This is a genomic window from Pseudomonas sp. P5_B3 (genome assembly GCF_056400405.1).
In genome coordinates this window covers 125,042-146,724 of record NZ_JBFULI010000009.1, presented here as the reverse complement: position 1 = coordinate 146,724, position 21,683 = coordinate 125,042, and the positions used below count along the sequence as shown (strand labels likewise).

Genomic DNA, 21,683 nt, shown 5'->3' with positions numbered 1-21,683 from the left:
TTGTCCGGCGCATTGATTGGCGTAAACTGCGTCCAAGCCTGCGAGGAGTTTCCATGACCGCTATTACCATCACTGACGCCGCCCACGATTATCTGGCTGATCTGCTGTCCAAGCAGAACACCCCGGGCATCGGCATCCGCGTCTTCATCACCCAGCCTGGCACCCAGTACGCCGAAACCTGCATTGCCTACTGCAAGCCGGGCGAAGAAAAACCCGAAGACACCGCGCTGGGGCTGAAAAGCTTCACCGCGTACATCGACCACTTCAGCGAAGCCTTCCTGGACGATGCGGTTGTCGACTACGCCACCGACCGCATGGGCGGCCAGCTGACCATCAAGGCGCCAAACGCCAAAGTACCGATGGTCAACGCCGACAGCCCGGTCAACGAGCGCATCAACTACTACCTGCAAACCGAGATCAACCCGGGGCTGGCCAGCCACGGCGGTCAGGTCAGCCTGATCGACGTGGTCGAAGACGGCATCGCCGTCCTGCAGTTCGGCGGTGGTTGCCAGGGCTGCGGCCAGGCCGACGTGACGCTGAAGGAAGGCATCGAGCGCACCTTGCTCGAGCGCATTCCCGAGCTCAAGGGCGTTCGTGACGTGACCGACCACACGCAGAAAGAAAACGCCTACTACTAAGGTGTTCGCTGCGAAATCAAAAAACGGCGCACCGTGAGCGCCGTTTTTTTATGGGTGAAATTTACTGACGCCATCGCGAGCAAGCTCGCTCCCACAGTTGACCGCATTTCAATGTGGGAGCGAGCTTGCTCGCGATGGGGCCCTACGGGCGATACAAATGAGCATGCCCCGCGCGATACAGCGACGACTCACTGAAGTGGTCACTACCCAGCACCCGACCCACCAGAATCAACGCCGTACGGCGAAAGCCCTTGGCTTCAACCTTCCCGGCAATATCCTCGAGCGTTCCCACCACCCAATCCTGATCCGGCCAGCTCGCGCGGTGCACCACCGCAATCGGGCAATCGGCGCCGTAATGGGGCAGCAGTTCCTCAACGATCTTCGCCAAGTTATTAACCCCCAAGTGGATCGCCATGGTCGCGCCGTGTTGCGCGAGGCTGGAGAACTCCTCTCCGGTTGGCATGGTGGTCTTGTCGGCGTAGCGCGTCAGGATCACGCTCTGGGATACGTCCGGCAGCGTCAGTTCTGCGCCCAAAAGCGCGGCGCAAGCGGCTGTGGCCGTTACGCCTGGGACGATTTCGAACGCAATGTTCAGTTCACGCAGATAGCGAATCTGTTCGCCAATGGCGCCATACAGGCTCGGATCGCCGGAGTGCACCCGGGCAACATCCTGGCCTTTGGCGTGGGCGCTCTTGATCAGGTCGATGATCTGTTCCAGGTGCAGTTCGGCGCTGTTGACCACCTGTTCGGCACAATGACCTTCCAGTACGGCGGCAGGCACCAGGGAGCCGGCATAAATGATCACCGGACAGCTGCGAATCAGCCGCTGGCCCTTGACGGTAATCAGTTCGGGGTCGCCGGGACCTGCGCCAATGAAGTAGACGGTCATCGTCGGTTCCTGTGGGGAAAAAGGGACTGAGCAGGGCTTCAGATGAAGAGTGTTCATGATCGAAGGCGGGGATTATCGGTTTTTTACGCAGCGCCGGCCAATGCCAAGGTTGCCTGAGCATATTTTTGTCGTGGAATCAGCAGTTTTGCCGGGGCCTGGGCCAGTTGTTCCGCCAGGGCCAGTGCGGCGCTTTCCGCCACGCCGTAGCAACCGGTGCGTTCAAACGCTATTTGCGATTGATGACTGAGTTGCGGTTCATATGCGGCCAGTTGTTCACTGCTGAAATACATCAACTCCAGGCCAAGCTGCTGAGCCAGTTCGATTAGCGCAGGTTCGTCACGCTTCGAGTCGATGCTGGCCAGGGCCTTGATTTCATGACGAGCAATCTGGTGCGCCTCCAGTGCCTGATCGAGCAGCGCCAGCAACGTGCTGACGGGGCAGCCCCGTTGGCAGCCCAGGCCGACCACCAGGGTCGGTGCTGTGCTGACGTCAGTCATGCGTGGTATTGTCCATCGCTTTTACGACGGAACAACCAGGCGCTGATCAGGCCCAGGGCCAGCCAGAACGCCACGTTGGTCAGTTGCGAAGCGACTTTGAACTGGGTTTCCAGCGCCTCTGGAGCGAGCATCGAATGCACTTGCGGTTGCGGTGCGCCAATCACATGAGGAACGGCAAGGATTGCCACACCGAGGACTTTCATCAGCCAGTGACGGCTGAATACGATCAGGGCGATACCGACGGCGGTGGAGGCGGCGGTGCCGATCCACCACAGTTGCCGTTGTGCCAGATCGGCTGCGGCAGTGCCGGGCAATTCAGGTGGCAGGCCGAGCGTCGGTGCGAGCACGAACGTCGCATAACCGGCCAGGCCCCAGAGCAGGCCCTGGGAGGTTTTGGTCGGCGCACGCAAGGTGTACAGGCCGGCGAGCATCAGGGCGAAACCGACCGCTACCACCAGATTGCCGCCGGTGGTCGACAGCACGCGCTGCCAGCCGTCTTCCGGCTCCCAGGCTTGCGCATCGTGAGTGTGGGCAGCCATCGCACCGTCGGCGTGCTCATGCATTTCAACAGCGGCCGGTTCGGCTTTTTCGTAAGTCTCGGCCTGCAATATCAGCGGAGCGACCCAGAAGCTTTGCAGCAGGGTCAGCAGCAGGGCGGCCAGCAGCCCGGTGAAACCTGCGGTTTGCGCAATACGCTTGATCATGTCGACAGCTCTCAATGGCACGGGAACGCGGAGCTGTGACGGGTATCGTGGGCGGCGTTGTGCACTGCTTCGATGTGCGAGAAACCGGCGAAATACACCAGGCACGCACCCAGGATCGACGCGCAGACGGCGGCGCTCAGACGTTGGGTCAGGGTTGAGGTGGTGCTCGCGGATGTGTGTTCGGCGCTGCTGATGATCGACATGGCGTTTCCCTCTGGTCTGTCAGCGGGGAATAAGAGCGCATGCAAACCCCCGCACGACCAGCCGCGCAGAGGTTCAAACAGCGCCCGCCCACCGCGGGTTTGTTGGTTCAGTGATCGTACTGGTCACTTTGTGTTGCGGGCCGGTCTCCGGGCTCACGAGGGGCGCAGGCGTTTGCCTGATCCTGCAAGCGCCACCTTCCCATGCCGTAGTGGCACAGTGGATCTGACGCTTCGCTCGCTTACCGTTGCGGGGGCAGCACCGGACTGACATGGCTTAAGAGTAAAGCACATGATTCACCGGTTTCCCGTTTCACCCTGTGAAGGGCACCCGTAACAAAGCGTGTAGGAGAGCATGGGCGGGGGCTGGGCGTCAATTGGCAAGGGTTCTCAACTCGCAACCGGGTCGACCCAATCGCGAGCAAGCTCGCTCCCACATTTGACCGCATGCTCCTGACAGAACTCGATCCCCTGTGGGAGCGAGCTTGCTCGCGATGGCGTCATTTCAGGCACTAGAGACCTCAGCATGAACATTGACCCGCCCCAAGACCATGCGTAGCCTTGCGCTTTCGAGGTTCTTCGGCGTTTGTCGAAGCTAAGAAGGGAACGCGGTCGATGCCGCGGCTGCCCCCGCAACTGTGAACGGTGATGTTCGTTGCCACGCCACTGCTGACTCAATCCATGAGGCCGGCGGGAAGGCGCAGCGAATGCCAGGCTCAAGGCCGGCGCACCGTCAGCCAGGAGACCTGCCTCGTTACAGATTCTCAATTTCAACCGGGCGGGGTGATCCGGTGGCGAACTCTTCAGGCACGCGCGTCCGCGTTGCCGGTCGTCGTCCCGTATGCCCGCCACCTAAGCCATAGGGCATCCGATGAAAACACTGTCCAAACTCCCTGTCACCATCGTCACTGGCTTTCTTGGCTCGGGCAAGACCACGCTGCTGCGCCACATGCTCGACAACGCCCAGGGTCGCCGCATCGCGGTGATCGTCAACGAATTCGGTGAGTTGGGCATCGACGGCGAAATCCTCAAGCAATGCTCCATCGGTTGCACCGAAGAAGAAGCCAAAGGCCGTGTCTATGAACTGGCCAACGGCTGCCTGTGCTGCACGGTTCAGGAAGAATTCTTCCCGGTGATGCGCGAACTGGTGGCCCGTCGCGGCGATCTCGACCATATCCTCATCGAAACGTCCGGCCTGGCGCTGCCCAAGCCGCTGGTGCAAGCCTTCCAGTGGCCGGAAATCCGCAGTGCCTGCACGGTGGATGCAGTGATCACCGTGGTCGACAGCCCGGCCGTCGCCGCCGGCACCTTCGCCGCGTTCCCGGATCAGGTCGACGCCCAGCGCAAACTCGACCCGAACCTGGACCACGAATCGCCGCTGCACGAACTGTTCGCCGACCAACTGGCCAGCGCTGACCTGGTGATCCTCAACAAAACCGACCTGATCAACCCGGCGGACCTGGCCCGTGTGCGCCTGGAAGTCGCCGAGGAATTGCCGCCAGCGGTGAAAATCGTCGAAGCCAGCAGCGGTCGCCTGCCGCTGGACGTGCTGATCGGCCTGGGTGCCGGCTCCGAAGAGCACATCGACAGCCGTCACAGCCACCACGACCATCATCACGATGGCGACGACGATCATGATGACCACGATCACGACGCCTTCGATTCGATCTCCATCGAACTGCCGCAAGCCGATGAAAGCCTGCTGATGGACGCGCTGACCCAACTGGTGGTCCAGCACGGCATCTTGCGAGTCAAAGGCTTCGCCGCCGTTCCGAACAAACCGATGCGCCTGCTGATCCAGGGCGTGGGCACACGTTTCGACAAGCACTTCGACCGCCAGTGGGGTGCTGAAGAAGCGCGAGTCACCCGTCTGGTGCTGATCGGCCAGGAACTGGATGCCACGGTTCTCGAAGCGCAATTGCGCGCCGCGCTCAGCGTGTAAGCCATGCACCTGCTCAGGACCCAGCCCGGCGGTTTCGTGTCGGATGACAACATTGCCGACCTTGGACAAACCCCCGCCGAGCTGGTGATCCTGTGCAGCGGCGACTCCAGCCTGGCGCTGCTCGCCGAAGCGGCGCAGCAATTGCCCGACGATTACCCGAGCGTGCGCCTGGCCAACCCGATGCAGGTGCAGAACCATGCCTCGGTCGATTTGTACGTCGATGAAGTGCTGCGTCACGCAAAGGTGATCCTGATTTCGCTGCACGGCGGTATCGCCTATTGGCGTTACGGCATCGAGCGCCTGGTCGAACTGTCGCAGCGCGGCGTGCAGGTGATTCTGGTGCCGGGCGATGATCGTCCGGACCCGGAGCTCAGCGACCTGAGCACCGTCGGCGCCGAGGACCGCGACCGGCTCTGGCAGTTTCTGCGCCAGGGCGGCATGGGCAACGCCCTCGATTTCTTCCGCTGCCTGGCCAACCGCTGGCTGGCCCGTGATTACACCTGGGGCGAGCCGCAGACCCTGCCACGCACGGCGATTTACCATCCGCACAAACACGCAGCCGCGCTGAGCGACTGGCAGGCCGGCTGGCACGCCGATCAACCGGTGGCGGCGGTGCTGTTCTACCGCTCGCACTTGCAGGCGGCGAACACTGCTTTTATTGATGTTTTTTGCCAGCGCCTGCAGGCGGCGGGGTTGAATCCGTTGCCGATTGCGCTGGCCAGCCTGAAAGAGCCCGGTTGTCTTACCGTGGTCGAGGACTGGCTGGATGAGACCAGCGTCTCGGTGATCTTGAACACCACCGGCTTCGCCCAATCCAGTCCTGAAGCACCCCATCTACGGCCGTTTCGCCGCAATATTCCGGTGATCCAGGCGATTTGCGCCCAGGACAACGAGCCCGGTTGGCGCGCCAGCGAACAGGGGCTTGGCCCCCGTGACCTGGCGATGCACATAGCCTTGCCTGAGCTGGACGGACGCATCATCAGCCGCCCGATCAGTTTCAAGGACCTGGCGTGGCGCAGTGAGCGCAGTCAGTCGGATGTGGTGTGCTACCGGGCCCAACCTGAGCGTATGGATTTCGTTGCCGAACTGGCCCGGCGCTGGGTCGATCTGGCGCGGGTGCCCAATGCAGAAAAACGCATTGCCTTGATTCTCGCCAATTACCCGACCCGCGACGGCCGCATCGGTAACGGCGTCGGCCTAGACACCCCGGCAGCCGCGCTGAATATTCTGCGGGCGCTGCATGCCGAAGGTTATCCGTTGCCGGCTGAGTTGCCGGACAGCGGCACAGCATTGATCCAGCAGTTGCTGGGCGGCGTCAGCAACGATCTCGATACCCTTGACCTGCGTCCGTGCCAGCAGAGCCTGGGGATGGATGATTATCTGGCGATGTTCAATGCACTGCCCGAAGCCAATCGCGCGGCGGTGCTCGAACGTTGGGGCGCACCGGAAAACGACCCCATGTGCCGCAGCGCACGGATGATGATCGCCGGCCTGCGCTTCGGCCTGACCTTCGTCGGCATTCAACCGGCCCGGGGTTACCAGGTCGACCCGAGCGCGGTGTATCACGACCCGGACCTGGTCCCGCCCCACGGTTACCTGGCGTTTTACTTCTGGCTGCGCAACACCTACGGCGCCCACGGCGTGATCCACGTCGGCAAGCACGGCAACCTCGAATGGCTGCCGGGCAAAGGCGTGGGGCTCTCGGAAAACTGCTGGCCGGATGCACTGCTCGGGCCGTTGCCGAACATCTATCCGTTCATCGTCAACGACCCGGGTGAGGGCGCCCAGGCCAAGCGGCGCACCCAGGCGGTGATCATCGATCACCTGATGCCACCGCTGACCCGCGCCGAAACCTACGGCCCGCTGCGCAACCTCGAGCTGTTGGCCGACGAATATTACGAAGCGCAGTTGCTCGATCCGCGCCGCGCCCGCGAGTTGCAGCGCGACATCCTGCAACTGGTGCGCGACACGCACATCGACCGTGAACTGCAACTGGAGGAGCAGCTCGACGGCGATGCCGATGCAGCGATCTGGTTGCCGCGACTCGACACTTATCTGTGCGACTTGAAAGAGTCGCAGATCCGCGATGGCCTGCATGTGTTCGGCGAGTCGCCCACCGGTCGTTTGCGTATCGATACGTTGCTCGCGTTGTTGCGTATTCCACGGGGCGATGGCCGGGGCGCGCAGTCGAGTCTGCTGCGGGCACTGGCCAAGGCTTTCGAACTGGGTTTCGACCCGCTCGATTGTGCGCTGGCCGAACCGTGGACAGGGCCGCGCCCCGAGGCTCTTGAGAACATCAGCGAAGAGACCTGGCGTACGGCGGGCGATACCCGCGAACGCCTGGAGTTGTTCGCCGCGCAGTTGATTTCGGACGTTTTGAATAGCACCTGTAGGAGCGAGCCTGCTCGCGATGGTGTGTCAGCCACATTGATGTTAACTGATACACCATCGCGAGCAGGTCGGAACGCCGCACCGTCGCTCCTACAGGGGGCAGGCTGGGCAGAGGTGAGCGCCATTATCGATGGCCTGCGCGAGGTGGTCGCCCCGCGTCTGGACGCCTGCGGTCCGGCGGAAATGTGCGGTCTGCTAGACGCCCTTGGCGGTCGCTTCGTCCCGGCCGGTCCCAGCGGCGCGCCGAGTCGTGGGCGTCTGGACGTGCTGCCCACCGGGCGCAATTTTTACTCGGTGGACGTGCGCAACCTGCCGACCACCACGGCGTGGCGCATCGGTTTCCAGTCGGCCAACCTGATCCTCGAACGGCACCTGCAAGACCACGGCGATCATTTGCGCCAGCTCGGTCTGTCGGTGTGGGGCACCGCGACCATGCGTACCGGCGGCGATGACATCGCCCAGGCGATGGCGTTGATGGGCGTGCGCCCGGTCTGGGCGACCGGCAGCCAGCGGGTCGATGATTTCGAGATTCTGCCGCTGAGTTTGCTTGACCGTCCGCGGGTGGACGTGACCTTGCGTGTTTCCGGGTTCTTCCGCGATGCCTTTGCCAATCTGATTCGCTTGTTCGACGCGGCGGTGCAAGCGGTGGCCGACCTCGATGAGCCGGACGACCTCAATCCGCTGGCGGCCAAGGTGCGCGCCGAGCGTGCAGCTTTGCTGCAGACGGGGCTCGATGAAGACGCGGCGCGACGTCAGGCCGGCTGGCGGATTTTCGGCGCCAAGCCCGGTGCCTACGGCGCAGGGGTGCAGGGTGCCATCGATGGTCGCCTGTGGCAGAGCCGCGAGGATTTGGCCGAGGTTTACCTCAACTGGGGCAGCTATGCTTACGGCGGTTCCGACGAAGGCACCGCCGCCCGCGAACAGTTCAGCCAGCGCCTGAGCCAGGTACAGGCGGTGCTGCAAAACCAGGATAACCGCGAGCATGATTTGCTCGACTCCAACGATTACTACCAGTTCCAGGGCGGTATGCTCGCAGCGGTGGAAAGCCTGAAAGGCGAGGCCGCGGCCAGTTATCATGGCGATCACAGCCAACCGGACCTGCCGAAGATTCGCACCTTGAAGGAAGAGCTGAACCGGGTGATCCGTTCCCGGGCCGCCAATCCGAAGTGGCTCGAAGGCGTTAAGCGTCACGGCTACAAAGGTGCGTTCGAAATGGCCGCGACGGTCGATAACCTGTTCGCCTTCGACGCCACCACGCAGTTGATTGATGATCACCAGTACGCCTTGCTGGCGGATGCCTATTTGCTCGATCCGGACACTCGGGATTTTGTCCGTGAACACAATCCCCATGCCTTGCGCGACATGACCGAGCGCATGCTCGAGGCGCAACAGCGCGGGATGTGGAAGGAGCCCGGTGAGTACCGAGAGGCGCTGGAGAATTTGTTGCTGGATATAGAAGAAGACAGCTGACGCACTTAAACCTGTGGGAGCGAGCTTGCTCCGGGCGGCGTTCCGACGATGACATTCGTTCAGTCGACAAAAATGTTGCCTGACATTCCGCCATCGCGAGCAAGCTCGCTCCCACAGGGATTGGGGCGCCGGTGAGATCACCGACCATGACTGAGATAAAACAATGACCGACACCCCGCACTTTCCCCTCTCCGCCGTGGTCGGTGCCGACGACTTGAAGCTGGCCCTGTACCTGACCGCCATCGACCCGAAAATCGGCGGCGTGCTGATCGAAGGCCCGCGGGGCATGGCCAAGTCGACCCTGGCCCGCGGTCTGGCGGACCTGCTGGCCAGCGGTCAGTTCGTCACATTGCCATTGGGTGCCACCGAGGAGCGCCTGGTCGGCACCCTTGATCTCGATGCGGCGCTGGGCGAAGGGCGCGCACAGTTTTCCCCCGGCGTACTGGCCAAGGCTGATGGTGGCGTGCTCTATGTCGACGAGGTCAATCTGTTGCCTGATCACCTCGTTGACCTGCTGCTCGATGTGGCTGCCAGCGGCACCAATCTGGTGGAGCGTGACGGCATTTCCCATCGGCATTCGGCGAAATTCGTGCTGATTGGCACCATGAACCCGGAAGAGGGTGAACTGCGCCCGCAACTGCTGGACCGTTTCGGCTTGAACGTCGCCCTCGGAGGCCACACCGCGCCCGTCGAGCGAGGTCAGATCATCCGTCGTCGCCTGGATTTCGACAGTGATCCGCAAGGTTTCTGTGCCGAATGGGAGTCGGCGCAGGCGTCTTTGCGCGAACGTTGCCAGAACGCACGCAATGCACTGGCAAGCATTCCCCTCGACGACCAGGCGCTGGCACAGATTACCGAACGCTGCTTTGCCGCGGGCGTCGATGGCTTGCGCGCCGACCTGGTCTGGCTGCGTGCCGCACGGGCTCATGCCGCCTGGCGCGGGGCGAAGGCCATCGCCGAGGAAGATATCGACGCCGTCGCCGAGTTCGCCTTGCGCCATCGTCGTCGCGAGCACTCAGCACCGGCTCCTGCGCAATCCCAAGCGGCGCAACCCTGCGCGCCGCAGAACGCCAATCCCGGCGAAGGGCAGGGCCAGTGGGGCGAATTGCCCGCCCAGGCGCTGGCGGTCGGCGCACGACGTGAAGTGCCGAGCTGGCCAAAAAAGCCCTAGGCATTCGCCCTCGCTCAGACGCGGGGGCGAATGCCAGACCCCGGGCCGGGCGGCTGGACCACGGCAAACAGGGCAAGCGTCATGCAGCACGTAGCGGTTCGATCAACTGGCCAGGCACCTTGCTTAATGGTCGGCCCCGTCAGCGTGCTGATCTGTTGTATCAACTGCGCACCCGTTCGCCCCATGAACTGTGGCTGGTGATTGTCGATGCGTCGGCTTCGACCCGCCGTCATCAGGCGTTGAGTGATGCCAAAGGCTTGCTGGCGCAGCTGTTCGATGATGCCTACCGCCAACGTGCGCGCCTGGCGTTGCTGACCGCCAGCGGCTCGGTGCCCAAGTGGCAGGTGCAAGGGTTGAAGGCTTCCAACGGTTTGCGCCATTGGCTCGATGGGCTCGGCGCAGGTGGTGGAACGCCGTTGCTGGCGGCGCTGGGTGAGGCGAGGCACTGGCTGACCGCGCGGCAAAAACGCTTTCCGGCGGAACAGCAAAGACTTTTATTGGTGACCGATGGGCGGCTGAAGGACTGGTCCATACTGCCGGCAATCGAATGCCCAGGTCTGGTGATCGACATCGAACGCGGGCCGATTCGTCTTGGGCGCAGCAAAGTTTTGGCTGCGCAGCTGCAATCGGATTATCGACATATGGACGAGCTGCTTCCAGGCTGAGCATTGCGCTGTCTGTGCTCGCGAAGGCATCAATCCGGTTTCGGGTCGTCAGGGTAAAAAATTCATCGACGATCTATGCTCACCGGGCAAATCCATCACAGGAGTGAACCATGCGTATCCTGGCCGTCAATGAACAGGGCGATTTTCGCGTCAAGGCTTACGCCGGCACCAATGGCGTGCTGTTGGCCATGGACCTGGCCGAATCCCGTCGCATTGGCCTGTTGGGTTTTGCCATTGAAAAACAGCAGGGCAGCAAACCCTGGATGTTTCTGTTCAATAGCCTGACGTTCCCGGACAAGGACCATACCTTCCCCCAGTTTCACGCCACGCCCAGCGATATCGCACCGTTACAGAAATTCCGCTGGGCCGATTACGCGGTCAATCCGGGGATGACGATCCATTATCGGGTCTACCCGGTCTACGGCAGCCACAATGCGCCACAACTGGGTGAGTGCCTGGAGGTAACGGTCACCTCCGACGATGGCCATCCCGGCAACCAAAGTGTCAACTTCAACCGCGCAGTAGCCGCCAGTCAGGCGTTCGAGCGCAAGTTTCCCGATCTCGATGCACTCATTGGCAAAAGGAACAAGCTGCCCATCGAAGCCTGGCCCGAAGCCCCGCGTAGATGGTTGGAGAACGGTTTGCTCGGGCGCTTGTTGGGGTTTATCGCGCGTGCTGTCGATGGCCAGTGGGCGCTGGATATCGCCATCTATGAGTACCAGTTACAGGTGATAGTCGACGCAGTGGAGGCTGCGCTGGAACGCGGCGTGAAAGTTCGCGTCCTTTATCACGCGCAACCGGGCGAAGACACTACCGCCTTGAACGAGGTCAGCCTGAAAAATATCCCCCAGGCGAACAAACGCGGGCGGGTCACCCACAATATCTTTCACAACAAGTTTATGGTCTTGAGTCGGCTCGACGCAGCGGGGCAGCATCAACCCGAAGCGGTACTCTGCGGCAGTACCAACTTCACCCCCAACGGTGTTTACCGTCAGGCCAACGTGGTGCATGTGCTGGACGATACGCGGCTCAGTACCCGTTATCTGCAAACCTTCGAGCAGGTCTGGAGCACGCCGGCAGATGTCGGCGCCACGCGGCAATGGATCACGCAGCACAACCCGATGGATCCGACGCAGGCACTTTTCGCCGGGTTCTCGCCGCGCTCGGGCGGGGGTGACCTGGATGAGTTCGTCTCGATCATCAATGCCGCGAAAAAGGACGTGCTGTTCGTCACTGCGTTCGCCTTGCCCGATGCCATCCTCAACGCCTTGCTCGGCTTGCCCCATGACGACATCCTGCGCTATGGCCTGCAAAACACCGCCAGCGAAATCACCGGGTTTCATGCCGACCGTACCGCTGAATTCACCACCGTTGCCCTGCTCGACAAAGGGCTGGAAGGCTGGCTCCAGGAAAGCAGGGAGGGTCAGAAGGGCAATATCCTGGTGCACACCAAAGCCATCGTCACTGACTTCACCAGTGATGCGCCGACGATCATAAGCGGTAGCCACAACCTCAGCGACGCAGCCAGCAACGGCAATGACGAAAACTATCTGATCATTCGCGGCGATACCGATCTGGCAGACCGTTATGGCCTGGAGTTGCTGCGGTTCTACGAGCATTACCGCTTTCGCTATTTCGCGAAAAAACTTGCGCTCAAGCAGGTCCAGCCGTTGGCGACGGATAACAGCTGGACTGATCACTATTACCGCGCGGGGGATCTACGGATGTTGTCGCGACTGCGGTTTACCGGCCAATAGCGATCCATCAGTCCGCGCTCATGGCCCGGCGATACTGACGCGTGCGTTTGGCGATGTATAACTGATCAATAATCAACGCCAACAACGCCGAAACCTTGGGTCGGGTGGTGCGCCCACGGCTCAAGCGATGCAGCTGGAACTTGACCACCGCCATGTTCGCCAACGCCGCCAGGGGCTTGCGCTTCCAGCGGATCGGCGGCAGCTGCGGATGAATGTCCCGGCCTTCGCGCCAGTGCTTGACCAGGTGCGGTTCCACGGCCAGCGCGGTGCCGATGCCGGCCATGGCGATGCCGCTGTCGAGGACCTGTTCGACGATTGCCAAACGCCGGATCCCGCCCGTCACCATCACCGGCATCCGCGCTACGCTGGCCAGTTCACCGGCCATTTCCAGAAAGTACGCCTCCCGCGCCAGGGTCCGGCCGTCGCGCGCTTCGCCTTGCATGGCCGGTGCTTCGTAACTGCCGCCGGAGAGTTCCAGCAGGTCGATCGGTTGTTCGTTGAGCCACTGGATTACCTGCCGTGCATCATCGGCATCGAAACCGCCGCGCTGGAAGTCCGCTGAGTTGAGTTTTACTGACACACAGAATTGCGGCGACACCGCCTGGCGAACCGCCGCGACGACGGACAACAGCAGGCGCGCACGATTTTCCAGCGAACCGCCCCATTGATCAGTGCGCCGATTGGTGAGCGGCGAAAGGAACTGGCTGATCAGGTAGCCGTGGGCGGCGTGGACCTGCACCCCGGTAAAGCCGGCTTTCTCCGCCAGTGCGGCGCTGGTGGCGAAGCGTCGGATCACCTCCTGGATGTCGTCCTCGTTCATGGGTTTGGGTTCGGCGAACATCTTCGAAAACTGACCGAGATCCAGCGCAACCGCCGATGGCGCCAAGGCCTGCTGGCCGAGGTTGGCCATGGTCTGGCGGCCAGGATGGTTGAGCTGCACCCAGAAGTGCGCACCGCCGGCCCGGCCGACACTTGCCCACTGGCGGAAGCGTTCCAGATGGCGCTCGTCTTCCAGCGCTACACCGCCGGGGCCGGTCATGGCGCGGCGGTCGATCATCACATTGCCGGTCAGCAACAAGCCGGCTTCGCCCTCGGCCCAGGCCTGATAGAGGCGCAACAGCGCTTGGTCGGGCACCTGATCGGTATTGGCGAGGTTCTCTTCCATCGCGGCTTTGGCAATGCGATTGCCGATGATCTGGCCGTTGGGCAGATTCAAGATCTGGAAGGGCGACATGCTTGACTCCTCGAAGTGATGAGCAGAGGCTAAGCTTAAAGTTAACTTTAATGTCAAGCGAATAAATGAGGCCCCTATGAAGATTGGGGAATTGGCACAGTTGAGTGGGTTGACCGCCTCGCGCATCCGTTTTTACGAGTCTCAGGGATTGATCCGCCAGGTCGAGCGCTCTGCCAACGGTTATCGGCGTTACTCGCAACAGGCGCTGCAAACCCTGCAACTCATCCAGTGCGCACAACAAGCGGGTTTCAGCCTGGAAGAACTCAAGCAGTTACTGCCGGATAATGTGACGGGCGCGTTCAAGCACGATGAGTTGATGGCCGGCCTGCATCGCAAGATCGAGCAGATCGAAGAAATGCAACGGCACCTGGCCCATAGCAAGGCGCAGTTGCTGGGCTGGATCGACACCATTCAGGCCAGGCCCGAAGGCATGAGCTGCGATGAAAATGCCGAACGGGTGATGACGTCATTCAAGCATTAGGTCAGCCATGGGACATGGGGGCAGGCCTGCTCGCGGATTGGATGGATCGGTTCATAAGCCCAGCCGGCACCGATCTTTTCAACATTTCGTCTTCAATGGTTCTGTACATCGCCGACCTCGTTTTTGTGCTGGTTGTCGAGAATCGCCTTACCCCATGGTCGATAGCGCAGGGAGAAAACCGACGTAGGGTGGCAGCCCGACGAGGTTGATTGCGGGGGCATCGGTTCGGCACGGAAAGGTTGCCCGGCAGCACTGACTTGCCGGAAGGCTTCCCTGACGATGCCGATGGAGCAGGGCAGTGCATTGGCGTAGCCGTTGCGAACCACGGGTGGCAAGCGTCCAGTGCCGGCTCCGTCCTGCCACCATACCTGGATTCCGGCGTTGGCCACTTCGCCCAGCCACTGGCCATTCACCTGTGGCGCAAGTTTACCGACGCTGAATACGCTGATGTGCAGCGGCGCGTCGAGCTTGCCAGCGAAATCCTTGAGTTGGCGTTGCAGGGTTTGCCGACGATCGAGCGGTAGAAAGTGCGAGTCATCCAGTTCCATGGGTAAATACCAGCCGCTGACCGGGAGTTTCCAGTCCTTGCGCAACGTCTGCTGCCGGGCCAGCGACAGCCCCAGTTGCGCCTGCCAGTAGGTCGCCAGCCCGGCACTGTCCAGCTCATCGATGCGCTGGTAATAGGCCGGGTCCATGCGCAGGCCCAGCACCAGTTTCAAGCCTTGGGCCTGGGCCAGTTTCAGGCTGGTCGCGAGCCAGCCGTTGGCGCCGCCGAAGTCCGAGTCACCGTAGGCCGTCCACTGCACGATCACCGTGTGCGCGCCTTGGCGCGCAGTGTCCTGCCAGATTCGCTGCCATTGCGCCTGGCTCAGGTTGGCATCGACATTGAGCGGCTGATAGAAAATCCGTTCGTCGGCATGGGTCGCCGTGGCGCCCAACAGCAGGCACACAGCCAAAAGAAGTCGCTTCATCAGAAATTCAACTCCACGCCCACCAGCACGCCGTTACCGCCGTCATACAGATTGCCGCCCAACGCTTGTTGATACTCGGTGCGCACCGTCAGGTGCGCGCGATAGGCATTGTAAATGTCATCGTTGAACCACCATTGCCAACGCAGGCCCAGACCGGTGCGCAGATCCTGGCGCCAGTCGTTGCTCGGGTCCTGGCTGGCGAATTCGAGGAAACCGTACGGCATGATCGTTTGCGCGCCGTTGAACGGCAGCTTCCAGGTGTGACCCTGTTGGAAGCGCGACAGCCATTGATGGTCGCCGGCCTTGGTCCACCACGCCGCGTCGAGGTAGAGGAAGCGCTCCTCCCAATCGCTTTCATCGACCCGCCAATCGTTGCGGAATCGACCCTGATCAAGGAACGACGCCGTTGACCGCAGCAGGTAGTCGGTGGTGGTGTGGCCATCATCGCGGTGATCCTCGGTCTGATCGGATACCTTGTCGGGGACCAGCATTTGGCCGAGGCTCAGGCCATGGTTGTCCTGGTCGTCGAACTGGCTTTGTTTGTAGATCTCGCCATAGAAGTTGATGTTGGCGGTGCCCCAGGGCTTGTAGCGCAGGCCGACGCCGGTACCCAGGGATTCGGCATAGCTCGATCGGCCCACGCCGCCAAGCAACACACGGCCATAGACCGACTGCGTGCTGCCAGCGCGGCTGGGTTCATCGCCCAATGCGTGGTCCCACATGGCCAGTTGCACGTTCTGTGAAGTGGAGCGTCGCTGCGTGCCAGTGCTGTCGTCGGGGCGCACGAAGTCGTTGGTCGATATCCCGGCCGGCGACCAGGTACTGGCGATGGTGACTGAGTCGCGACGGGACAGGCTTTCATGAGCGCGACGCTGGCGATAGCGCCGTGCCTCCATGCTGCCTTCTTCGTCATCGGCGGCCACCGGGCTCTGCTCCAGGTCGATCACGCGTTCCAGTTCCTTGCGCGCCGAGGCGCTGTTCTCGACCTCGTCATAACGCCAGGCCAGGGTTTCGCCGAGGCGATAGTCTTCCGGGAAATCCTGGGTGGCGCGTTGCAGATACGGGATGGAGCGGGCGCGTTCCGCCTTGGTCTCGGCACTGGCCAGGCGCACGCCGTAGTCGGCACGATAACGGGGATTGTCCGGTTCGCGCCGCGCCGCTTCGGCCAGCCATTCGGTACTTTGTTGCAGGTCGCCGGCCTTTTGCGCAGTGACCGAAGCCGCATAGTAATGCTCGGCATCGGGTACCAGCTGCAGGGCGGAACGCTGGCGTTGCAGCGCGAGGGTGTGATCGCCCTGGGCATCGGCAATCGCCGCGCCCAACGTCCACTCATTGGCACCACGGGTGCGGCTTAGTTGCCAGTAGCGTTCGGCTGTTTGCGTGGCGCCGATATTCAGGGCGCCGCGGCTGGCGGTGAGGCGGGCATTGTCGCTGAGTTCGGCATCCGGAATGCTGCGCCAGATGGCGAGGGCACCGGCCGAGTCTCCGGCAGCCTCCAGGGCGTAGGCGAGTGGCAGGCGAGTGTTCTGGTCACCCATTTTTTCGGCGCTCTGGTAATACACCACCGCTTCGCCGGGGCGCTCGGGCATTGCACAACGGCCGAGGGCGCGGTAGTCGCCCGCGGCTTGCGGTTGATCGCCAATCGCCTGTTGAACCGCGCCGCACTGGCCGTTTTCCGCCAGTTGCGCCAGCAACTGCCCGCGAGTGGCGGGGTCGACGAGGTTGAGCAACGAAACGATGCGTCGCTGTTGCGCTGGGGTCGGTGTCGACGCGGCATACAACCCCGCCAACCGTTGCAGCAGGGGCGTCGGCAGCTTGCCGCCGTGGCGGTCGAAGGCGCTCTCGAGCAATTGCTGCGCATGTTCGCGCTGGCCGGCTTTCAGCGCCAGGTAGGTCGCCTGATTGAGCGAATCGAGGTTGCCGGTCTGCTGGTAATGCCGCTCCCAGAATGCCGCCGCCTCGGTATCGTGATCCGATGCCTGGAGCAGTTCAGCGCGGCGTTTGACCACGTCGGCGGTCTGCGGCTGGCTGGCGAGGTAGGCCATGACTTTGTCGCTGCGGCCTTCCTCCTGCCAGACGTCGAGCAGGTGTTCGCGGCGTCGCGTGTCCCAGGGCTCCGGCAGACGGGTCGTTTGCAGCAGGTCGGTGGCTTGCAGGCGCTGGGCGAGGACCAGCCACGCTTGCGGATTTTCTTCGGGCTGGCAACCTTTCAACTGGGTCAGTGCCGCTTGCGGATCGCGACGCGACAGCCAGTCGGCGGTCTCCAGGCACGGCCGCTGCAACTCACCACTCAAGCGTTGTACCGTGGCGCTGTCGCCGGTTTGCCGCGCCAGTTCCCACAGACGCTGGCGTTGCGCCGGATTGGCAAGATCGGCGGGCGGCAGCGATTGCATCCAGCGCTGCGCCTGCTGGACCTGGCCCATGGCAATCGCTCGGTCAACCATGGCCAGTCGGGTCTTGCGCGCGGCTTCCGGGCTTGGCGCCGTTTGCAGCAATTGCTGCAAAGGTTGCTCGTCGAGGCGTTGCACGTAGGCGTTGGCCAGGCGTTGCCAGCTTTGGGCATCGAGTTGTTGTTTTGCGGCCAGGGGCGCGAGTTCCTTGATGGTGCTATCCCAATCGTGCAATTGCTCGGACCAATTGGCCCGGGCCTGTTGCAGCGCTTGCTCATCACCCTTGGGTGGCAGTTGCGCCAGCCAGTCATGGGCCGAGGCCGCGCCACCGCGCTTGGCCAGGCTGGCGCTGTAGGCCTGCCATAGGCGCACCCGCTGTTCCAGATTGCTGGAGGCTATCCATTGCTCCACCTGTTTTCTGTCCGGCGGATCCTGTTCGATCCAGGCCAGGCGCAGGTTGAGCAGGGCTTCGCTGTTGGCCGGGGTATCCTGCAGCGCTTGCACGGCGTCTTCGTAGCGTTGCTGCTTGACCAGCGATTGCACCAGCAGTGCCCGTGCTTCATCATTTCCTGGCACTTGGCTCAGCAGGTGACGCATCAGCCGTTCGACTTCCTTCCAGTTGCCGTTTTTCGCTTCGCGGTAACTGCGGTCCATATAGGGGTAACTGCGGAACTGATCGAAATCGGTCAAGGGTTCGGCTTGCACCCACGTCGGCGTGTTCAGGCAGAGCAACAGGCTACTGGCCATCAAGGTCTGACGATGGACAGGCTTCATGCGGCCTCCCGGGCAATGCAGTAGGCAGCGTGCTGCTCGCTCGCCTGATCGACCAAGGCCTGTTCGAGAATTTCCTGTGTAATCATGCCGCGTTCAATCAAGTGTTCACCTAAAGCCATTCTTTCCGCATCGAAATCGATCAGCGCCTGATTGAACAGGGTTGGCGGCACCATGCCGCGTACTTGCAACAGATTGCCCAGCAATACCTGGTGATGGCTGACGCGCTCGATCAGGTCTTCGTCGTCCTGATTTTTTTCGAGCACCTCAAGCATCTGATGTACTTCTTCGTTTTGACGAGGGCTGGCGTACCAGTAGCGGATCCCCAGCGTCACCCGGCCTTGTGGGGCAAGGCGGCAACGCACCGGGCGCTTCAGTTGACGGCTGATGGCTCCCAGGGACACCTGGCTCACCGGCCCTTCGGAGGCCAGTACCAGGGTTTCGTTTTCCTCGCCGACCGGCAGCACGCCGTAGTGCGTGGCGATTTTGCGCGGCACGGCGTCGATCAGGCGTTTGTCGAGCTTGAACGGATTGAGTGGCGCCCATTCCAGGTCCAGTTGTTCGGCCAGAGCCTGCACCAGTTGCGTGGTGTCGATGTGCCCGCGCAGCAGTAGTTCCTGACCCAGGCGCCGGCGTACCGGGTTGGTGATCGCGGCTTCGAGTTGATCTTCAGAGAGCAGGCCTTTTTCCACCAGACGATGGCCCAGCGGGGTGCGTTGGGCCTCGGCCAGGGCCGGAAACTCATGGGTGGTCTTGTCCCAGGCGACGCGCCGGGAATCGCCCATTTCCATCACTTGGCGCAACGCCCGAAGGTTGGCGAAGAAATTGACGAAATTGCTCCACACCATCCGGGGGGCCGACAGTAGTCCTTCGCCCAGTCCGTAAAAGCGGGTGACAAACCAACCGCGCTGGAATAGACGATTGAGCAGCATGAAACCATTGAGCCACAGCAGGCCCACCAGCAACGCGCTGTCAGAGAGGATCGAGGGGAACCGCCAGGCATTCGGCGCGAACTCGGTGACCAGCCACAGCGCGAGCATCACCACCAGCAGAATGTTCACCAGGAAGCTCAACAGGTACGCAATCAGGCCACGGCGGTCGCGCCACAGAAAATAATTGAGCATGCCTTTGCGGCTCCAGCCCAGATTCTTGGTGCCCTGGAACACAATGCCGACGATCCAGCGCGACTTCTGCCGGATCGCGTACTGCAAGTCCCGGGGAAAGTGCTCGCGCACGCAGATCACCTGGGAAAAGGCGCGGTCCATGCCGAACACCCAGGGTTGTTCCAGTGCCAGTTTCGGGTCGGTCACCGAATAGCGGGCAAAGATGCACTTCATGCCTTTTTGCTTGAGGCGAAAACCGATGTCGTAGTCTTCGGTCAGGCTCTGCACGTCGAAAGCGATACCGTCACCGTCCTCGAGCAGGGCACTGATGGCCTTGCGGCTGAAACAGGTGCCGACGCCGGCGCTGGGCACTTGCCCGGTCAATGCTTCACGCACGATGACGTCCTTGCCATGGTTCTCGGCGAACTCGTCGACGTAATGCCCGGCAGTGAAACCATTCCATTGCGGCGCGTAGGGATAGACCGGAATCTGGATCAGGTCCTTGGCCGGCAGCAGGTAGTTGAACAGGCGCAACTCCATGGGCGAAATCACGTCCTCGGCATCGTGCAGGATGAAGCCGGCGAACTGGATCTTTGCATCGCTTTCAAAACGCAGGATGGCGTCGATCACGTTGTTCAGGCAGTCGGCCTTGCTGGTGGGGCCGGGACGGGCGCACACCACTTTGTGCACGTTGGGATAATGCCGGCACACCGCATCGACGTCGGCCTGGGTCTCGGCGTCGTTGGGGTAGGTGCCGACGAAAATCTGATAGTTCTCGTAGTCGATGGTCGAGGCGGCCAGGCGCGCCATCTCGCCGACCACGCCGACTTCGTTCCACGCCGGCACCATGATCGCCAGGGGTTTTTCGCCGATGGTGTACAGCCGTTGCTCATCGGCGCGCTCGAATTTTTCATAGATCCGCCAGCGCCGGATCAGTTTGCGGGTCCAGTACACCAGGTCGATGAACAGGTCATCGAGCCCGAGTATGAACATCAGCAGGGCCAGGGTAATCGCGAGGTATTTGAGTCCGAACAACGCATAGGCAAAGAGGTCGACAAACACCAGGCTCATACGGCTTTTCCAGCCGTACGGTGTTTGAGCCAGATGACGAGGCGATTGGCGATGCGCTCGCTGGCGTGCCCGTCGCCATAAGGGCTGTGGACCCGGCTCATGCGCTCGAAGGTGGCTTGATCATCGAACAACAGGCTCGATTCATTGACGATGCGATCGGTGTCGGTGCCCACCAGCACCACAGTTCCGCCTTCGAGCGCCGATGGCCGCTCTGTGACATCGCGAAGCACCAGGAGCGGTTTGCCAATGGCCGGCGCTTCCTCCTGGATGCCACCGGAATCGGTGAGAATGAAATAAGCGCGGTCCATCAGCCACACGAAGTGCTGGTAATCCTGTGGCGCCACCAGATAGATATTGGGTTTGTCCGAGAGAACGCTGTAGACCGCCTTTTGCACCTGCGGATTGAGGTGCACCGGATAGACGAATTGTACATCGGGATAACGTTCGGCAAGGGTGGCCAGGGCCAGGCAGATGTTGCGGAAGCCGCCGCCGAAGTTCTCCCGGCGATGCCCGGTGATCAGCACCATGCGCCGGTTGTCGTCGAGCACGGCCAGCGGCGAATCGGCGGCCGGGTGCCAGTGGACTTCCTGTTGGTGTTTGCGCATCCATACCAGCGCATCGATCACCGTGTTACCGGTGACCTCGATGTTGGCCTTGGACACACCTTCGCGCAGCAGGTTGTCCTGGTTGAGGAGGGTCGGTGCGAAATGCAGGTCGGCGATGACACCGGTCAGGTGTCGGTTGGCTTCTTCCGGCCAGGGTGCGCGTAAGTTGCCGGTACGCAAACCCGCCTCGACGTGGCCGATGGGTATCTGGCGATTGAAGGCGGCGAGGGCGGCAATGAAACTGGTGGTGGTGTCGCCATGCACCAACACGATATCCGGATTCACTCGCTCGTAGGCTTTGTCGAGATGCCCCAGCAATTGTTCGGAGAGACCGTTGAGGGTCTGGCCCTGGGTCATCACCTGCAAGTCTTCGTCGACCGTCAGTTCGAACGAGTCGAGGACCTGCTTGAGCATTTCCCGGTGCTGGCCGGTGGAGCAGATGTTCAGGGAGATACCCGGCCAATTGCGCAGGACTCGTGCCAAGGGGGCCATCTTGATAGCCTCCGGACGCGTACCGAAAACCATCATGACTTTAAATGACATCAACCCTCCTTGGACCGCACTCGCCGAATACGGCGCGGTTGCTAAAACCGGTAATTTCTAGGGCGTACAATAAAGCAGTCGGACGGGTGGTTGTCCAATTATGCAGTTCAGAGTCGCGGGTTTTGCTTCGAATGGGTTCATGTGCACCCAATTGAGAACCAGATACCCGTCCCCTGTAGCCAACGGTAGC

General features: G+C 61.8%; 16 protein-coding genes and 2 riboswitches. Of the genes, 7 read left to right on the top strand and 9 right to left on the bottom strand.

What is annotated here, in order from left to right; all coding sequences use genetic code 11:
- Positions 1-53 precede the first annotated feature (53 nt).
- On the top strand, positions 54-638 hold the full coding sequence (gene nfuA, locus AC1DRN_RS08660; RefSeq protein ID WP_007912592.1) for a Fe-S biogenesis protein NfuA: 585 nt from the start codon (positions 54-56) through the stop codon (positions 636-638).
- Between the two features lie 142 nt (positions 639-780).
- Here nfuA and cobM read toward each other — a convergent pair whose 3' ends face one another.
- The 4 genes from cobM to AC1DRN_RS08640 all read right to left on the bottom strand — a co-directional run bounded on the left by cobM (position 781) and on the right by AC1DRN_RS08640 (position 2,931).
- Positions 781-1,527 (bottom strand): precorrin-4 C(11)-methyltransferase, encoded by a 747-nt coding sequence (cobM, locus tag AC1DRN_RS08655; RefSeq protein ID WP_223463279.1) that lies wholly within the window; start codon positions 1,525-1,527, stop codon positions 781-783.
- 83 nt (positions 1,528-1,610) lie between these two features.
- Positions 1,611-2,024 (bottom strand): cobalamin biosynthesis protein, encoded by a 414-nt coding sequence (locus tag AC1DRN_RS08650; RefSeq protein WP_102671349.1) that lies wholly within the window; start codon positions 2,022-2,024, stop codon positions 1,611-1,613.
- Entirely contained in the window at positions 2,021-2,728 is a 708-nt protein-coding gene (locus AC1DRN_RS08645) for a CbtA family protein (RefSeq protein ID WP_223463281.1), read from the bottom strand. Before AC1DRN_RS08645 ends, AC1DRN_RS08650 begins: the two co-directional genes overlap by 4 nt.
- Positions 2,729-2,739: 11 nt before the next feature.
- Entirely contained in the window at positions 2,740-2,931 is a 192-nt protein-coding gene (locus AC1DRN_RS08640) for a CbtB domain-containing protein (RefSeq protein WP_223463282.1), read from the bottom strand.
- Positions 2,932-3,052: 121 nt separating this feature from the next.
- Positions 3,053-3,278, bottom strand: a riboswitch (cobalamin riboswitch).
- Positions 3,279-3,483: 205 nt separating this feature from the next.
- A riboswitch (cobalamin riboswitch) is annotated at positions 3,484-3,696 on the top strand.
- Between the two features lie 103 nt (positions 3,697-3,799).
- Between AC1DRN_RS08640 and cobW the strand changes: the two genes are divergently transcribed.
- The 5 genes from cobW to AC1DRN_RS08615 all read left to right on the top strand — a co-directional run bounded on the left by cobW (position 3,800) and on the right by AC1DRN_RS08615 (position 12,324).
- Positions 3,800-4,870, top strand: coding sequence for a cobalamin biosynthesis protein CobW (gene cobW / locus AC1DRN_RS08635; protein WP_457265931.1), 1,071 nt, complete (start codon positions 3,800-3,802; stop codon positions 4,868-4,870).
- Between the two features lie 3 nt (positions 4,871-4,873).
- Complete coding sequence (gene cobN / locus AC1DRN_RS08630; RefSeq protein ID WP_457265932.1) at positions 4,874-8,731, top strand: cobaltochelatase subunit CobN; 3,858 nt, start codon at positions 4,874-4,876, stop codon at positions 8,729-8,731.
- Positions 8,732-8,894: 163 nt separating this feature from the next.
- Complete coding sequence (locus tag AC1DRN_RS08625) at positions 8,895-9,902, top strand: magnesium chelatase ATPase subunit I (protein WP_457265933.1); 1,008 nt, start codon at positions 8,895-8,897, stop codon at positions 9,900-9,902.
- A 119-nt stretch (positions 9,903-10,021) separates the two neighbouring features.
- On the top strand, positions 10,022-10,567 hold the full coding sequence (locus AC1DRN_RS08620) for a vWA domain-containing protein (protein WP_317851139.1): 546 nt from the start codon (positions 10,022-10,024) through the stop codon (positions 10,565-10,567).
- Between the two features lie 110 nt (positions 10,568-10,677).
- The gene (locus AC1DRN_RS08615; protein ID WP_223463285.1) at positions 10,678-12,324 is read left to right on the top strand and encodes a phospholipase D-like domain-containing protein; all 1,647 of its coding nucleotides are present in this window, start codon (positions 10,678-10,680) and stop codon (positions 12,322-12,324) included.
- Positions 12,325-12,331: 7 nt separating this feature from the next.
- Here the strand turns inward: AC1DRN_RS08615 and AC1DRN_RS08610 are convergent, their stop codons facing one another.
- Positions 12,332-13,558: an NADH:flavin oxidoreductase/NADH oxidase family protein gene (locus AC1DRN_RS08610; protein ID WP_223463286.1), complete on the bottom strand. Its 1,227-nt coding sequence runs from the start codon at positions 13,556-13,558 to the stop codon at positions 12,332-12,334.
- Positions 13,559-13,634: 76 nt separating this feature from the next.
- On the opposite strand from AC1DRN_RS08610, the gene AC1DRN_RS08605 reads away from it, so the two are divergent.
- Positions 13,635-14,039, top strand: a complete 405-nt coding sequence (locus AC1DRN_RS08605; protein WP_223463287.1) for a MerR family transcriptional regulator — start codon at positions 13,635-13,637, stop codon at positions 14,037-14,039.
- A 92-nt stretch (positions 14,040-14,131) separates the two neighbouring features.
- Here the strand turns inward: AC1DRN_RS08605 and AC1DRN_RS08600 are convergent, their stop codons facing one another.
- Genes AC1DRN_RS08600 through wecB form a run of 4 tightly spaced genes read right to left on the bottom strand, consistent with a single transcriptional unit; the run spans position 14,132 to position 21,493 of the window.
- Complete coding sequence (locus AC1DRN_RS08600; protein WP_223463288.1) at positions 14,132-15,010, bottom strand: DUF4434 family protein; 879 nt, start codon at positions 15,008-15,010, stop codon at positions 14,132-14,134.
- Positions 15,010-18,174, bottom strand: a complete 3,165-nt coding sequence (locus AC1DRN_RS08595; RefSeq protein ID WP_457265934.1) for an NfrA family protein — start codon at positions 18,172-18,174, stop codon at positions 15,010-15,012. Before AC1DRN_RS08595 ends, AC1DRN_RS08600 begins: the two co-directional genes overlap by 1 nt.
- On the bottom strand, positions 18,171-20,345 hold the full coding sequence (gene nfrB / locus AC1DRN_RS08590; RefSeq protein WP_223463290.1) for a cyclic di-3',5'-guanylate-activated glycosyltransferase NfrB: 2,175 nt from the start codon (positions 20,343-20,345) through the stop codon (positions 18,171-18,173). The genes AC1DRN_RS08595 and nfrB overlap by 4 nt, the downstream gene beginning before the upstream one ends.
- A complete protein-coding gene (gene wecB, locus AC1DRN_RS08585) occupies positions 20,342-21,493 on the bottom strand; it encodes a non-hydrolyzing UDP-N-acetylglucosamine 2-epimerase (protein ID WP_223463291.1) in 1,152 nt (383 codons plus the stop codon). The genes nfrB and wecB overlap by 4 nt, the downstream gene beginning before the upstream one ends.
- Positions 21,494-21,683: the final 190 nt, after the last annotated feature.

Excerpts from the sequence above, each read along its gene's own strand:
- AC1DRN_RS08640 (WP_223463282.1), bottom strand. The coding sequence starts at position 2,931 with ATGTCGATCATCAGCAGCGCCGAACACACATCCGCGAGCACCACCTCA.
- AC1DRN_RS08650 (WP_102671349.1), bottom strand. The coding sequence starts at position 2,024 with ATGACTGACGTCAGCACAGCACCGACCCTGGTGGTCGGCCTGGGCTGC.
- cobW (WP_457265931.1), top strand. The coding sequence starts at position 3,800 with ATGAAAACACTGTCCAAACTCCCTGTCACCATCGTCACTGGCTTTCTT.
- AC1DRN_RS08625 (WP_457265933.1), top strand. The coding sequence starts at position 8,895 with ATGACCGACACCCCGCACTTTCCCCTCTCCGCCGTGGTCGGTGCCGAC.
- AC1DRN_RS08645 (WP_223463281.1), bottom strand. The coding sequence starts at position 2,728 with ATGATCAAGCGTATTGCGCAAACCGCAGGTTTCACCGGGCTGCTGGCC.
- AC1DRN_RS08610 (WP_223463286.1), bottom strand. The coding sequence starts at position 13,558 with ATGTCGCCCTTCCAGATCTTGAATCTGCCCAACGGCCAGATCATCGGC.
- cobN (WP_457265932.1), top strand. The coding sequence starts at position 4,874 with ATGCACCTGCTCAGGACCCAGCCCGGCGGTTTCGTGTCGGATGACAAC.
- nfrB (WP_223463290.1), bottom strand. The coding sequence starts at position 20,345 with ATGAGCCTGGTGTTTGTCGACCTCTTTGCCTATGCGTTGTTCGGACTC.
- AC1DRN_RS08595 (WP_457265934.1), bottom strand. The coding sequence starts at position 18,174 with ATGAAGCCTGTCCATCGTCAGACCTTGATGGCCAGTAGCCTGTTGCTC.
- AC1DRN_RS08605 (WP_223463287.1), top strand. The coding sequence starts at position 13,635 with ATGAAGATTGGGGAATTGGCACAGTTGAGTGGGTTGACCGCCTCGCGC.
- nfuA (WP_007912592.1), top strand. The coding sequence starts at position 54 with ATGACCGCTATTACCATCACTGACGCCGCCCACGATTATCTGGCTGAT.
- AC1DRN_RS08615 (WP_223463285.1), top strand. The coding sequence starts at position 10,678 with ATGCGTATCCTGGCCGTCAATGAACAGGGCGATTTTCGCGTCAAGGCT.
- wecB (WP_223463291.1), bottom strand. The coding sequence starts at position 21,493 with ATGTCATTTAAAGTCATGATGGTTTTCGGTACGCGTCCGGAGGCTATC.
- cobM (WP_223463279.1), bottom strand. The coding sequence starts at position 1,527 with ATGACCGTCTACTTCATTGGCGCAGGTCCCGGCGACCCCGAACTGATT.
- AC1DRN_RS08600 (WP_223463288.1), bottom strand. The coding sequence starts at position 15,010 with ATGAAGCGACTTCTTTTGGCTGTGTGCCTGCTGTTGGGCGCCACGGCG.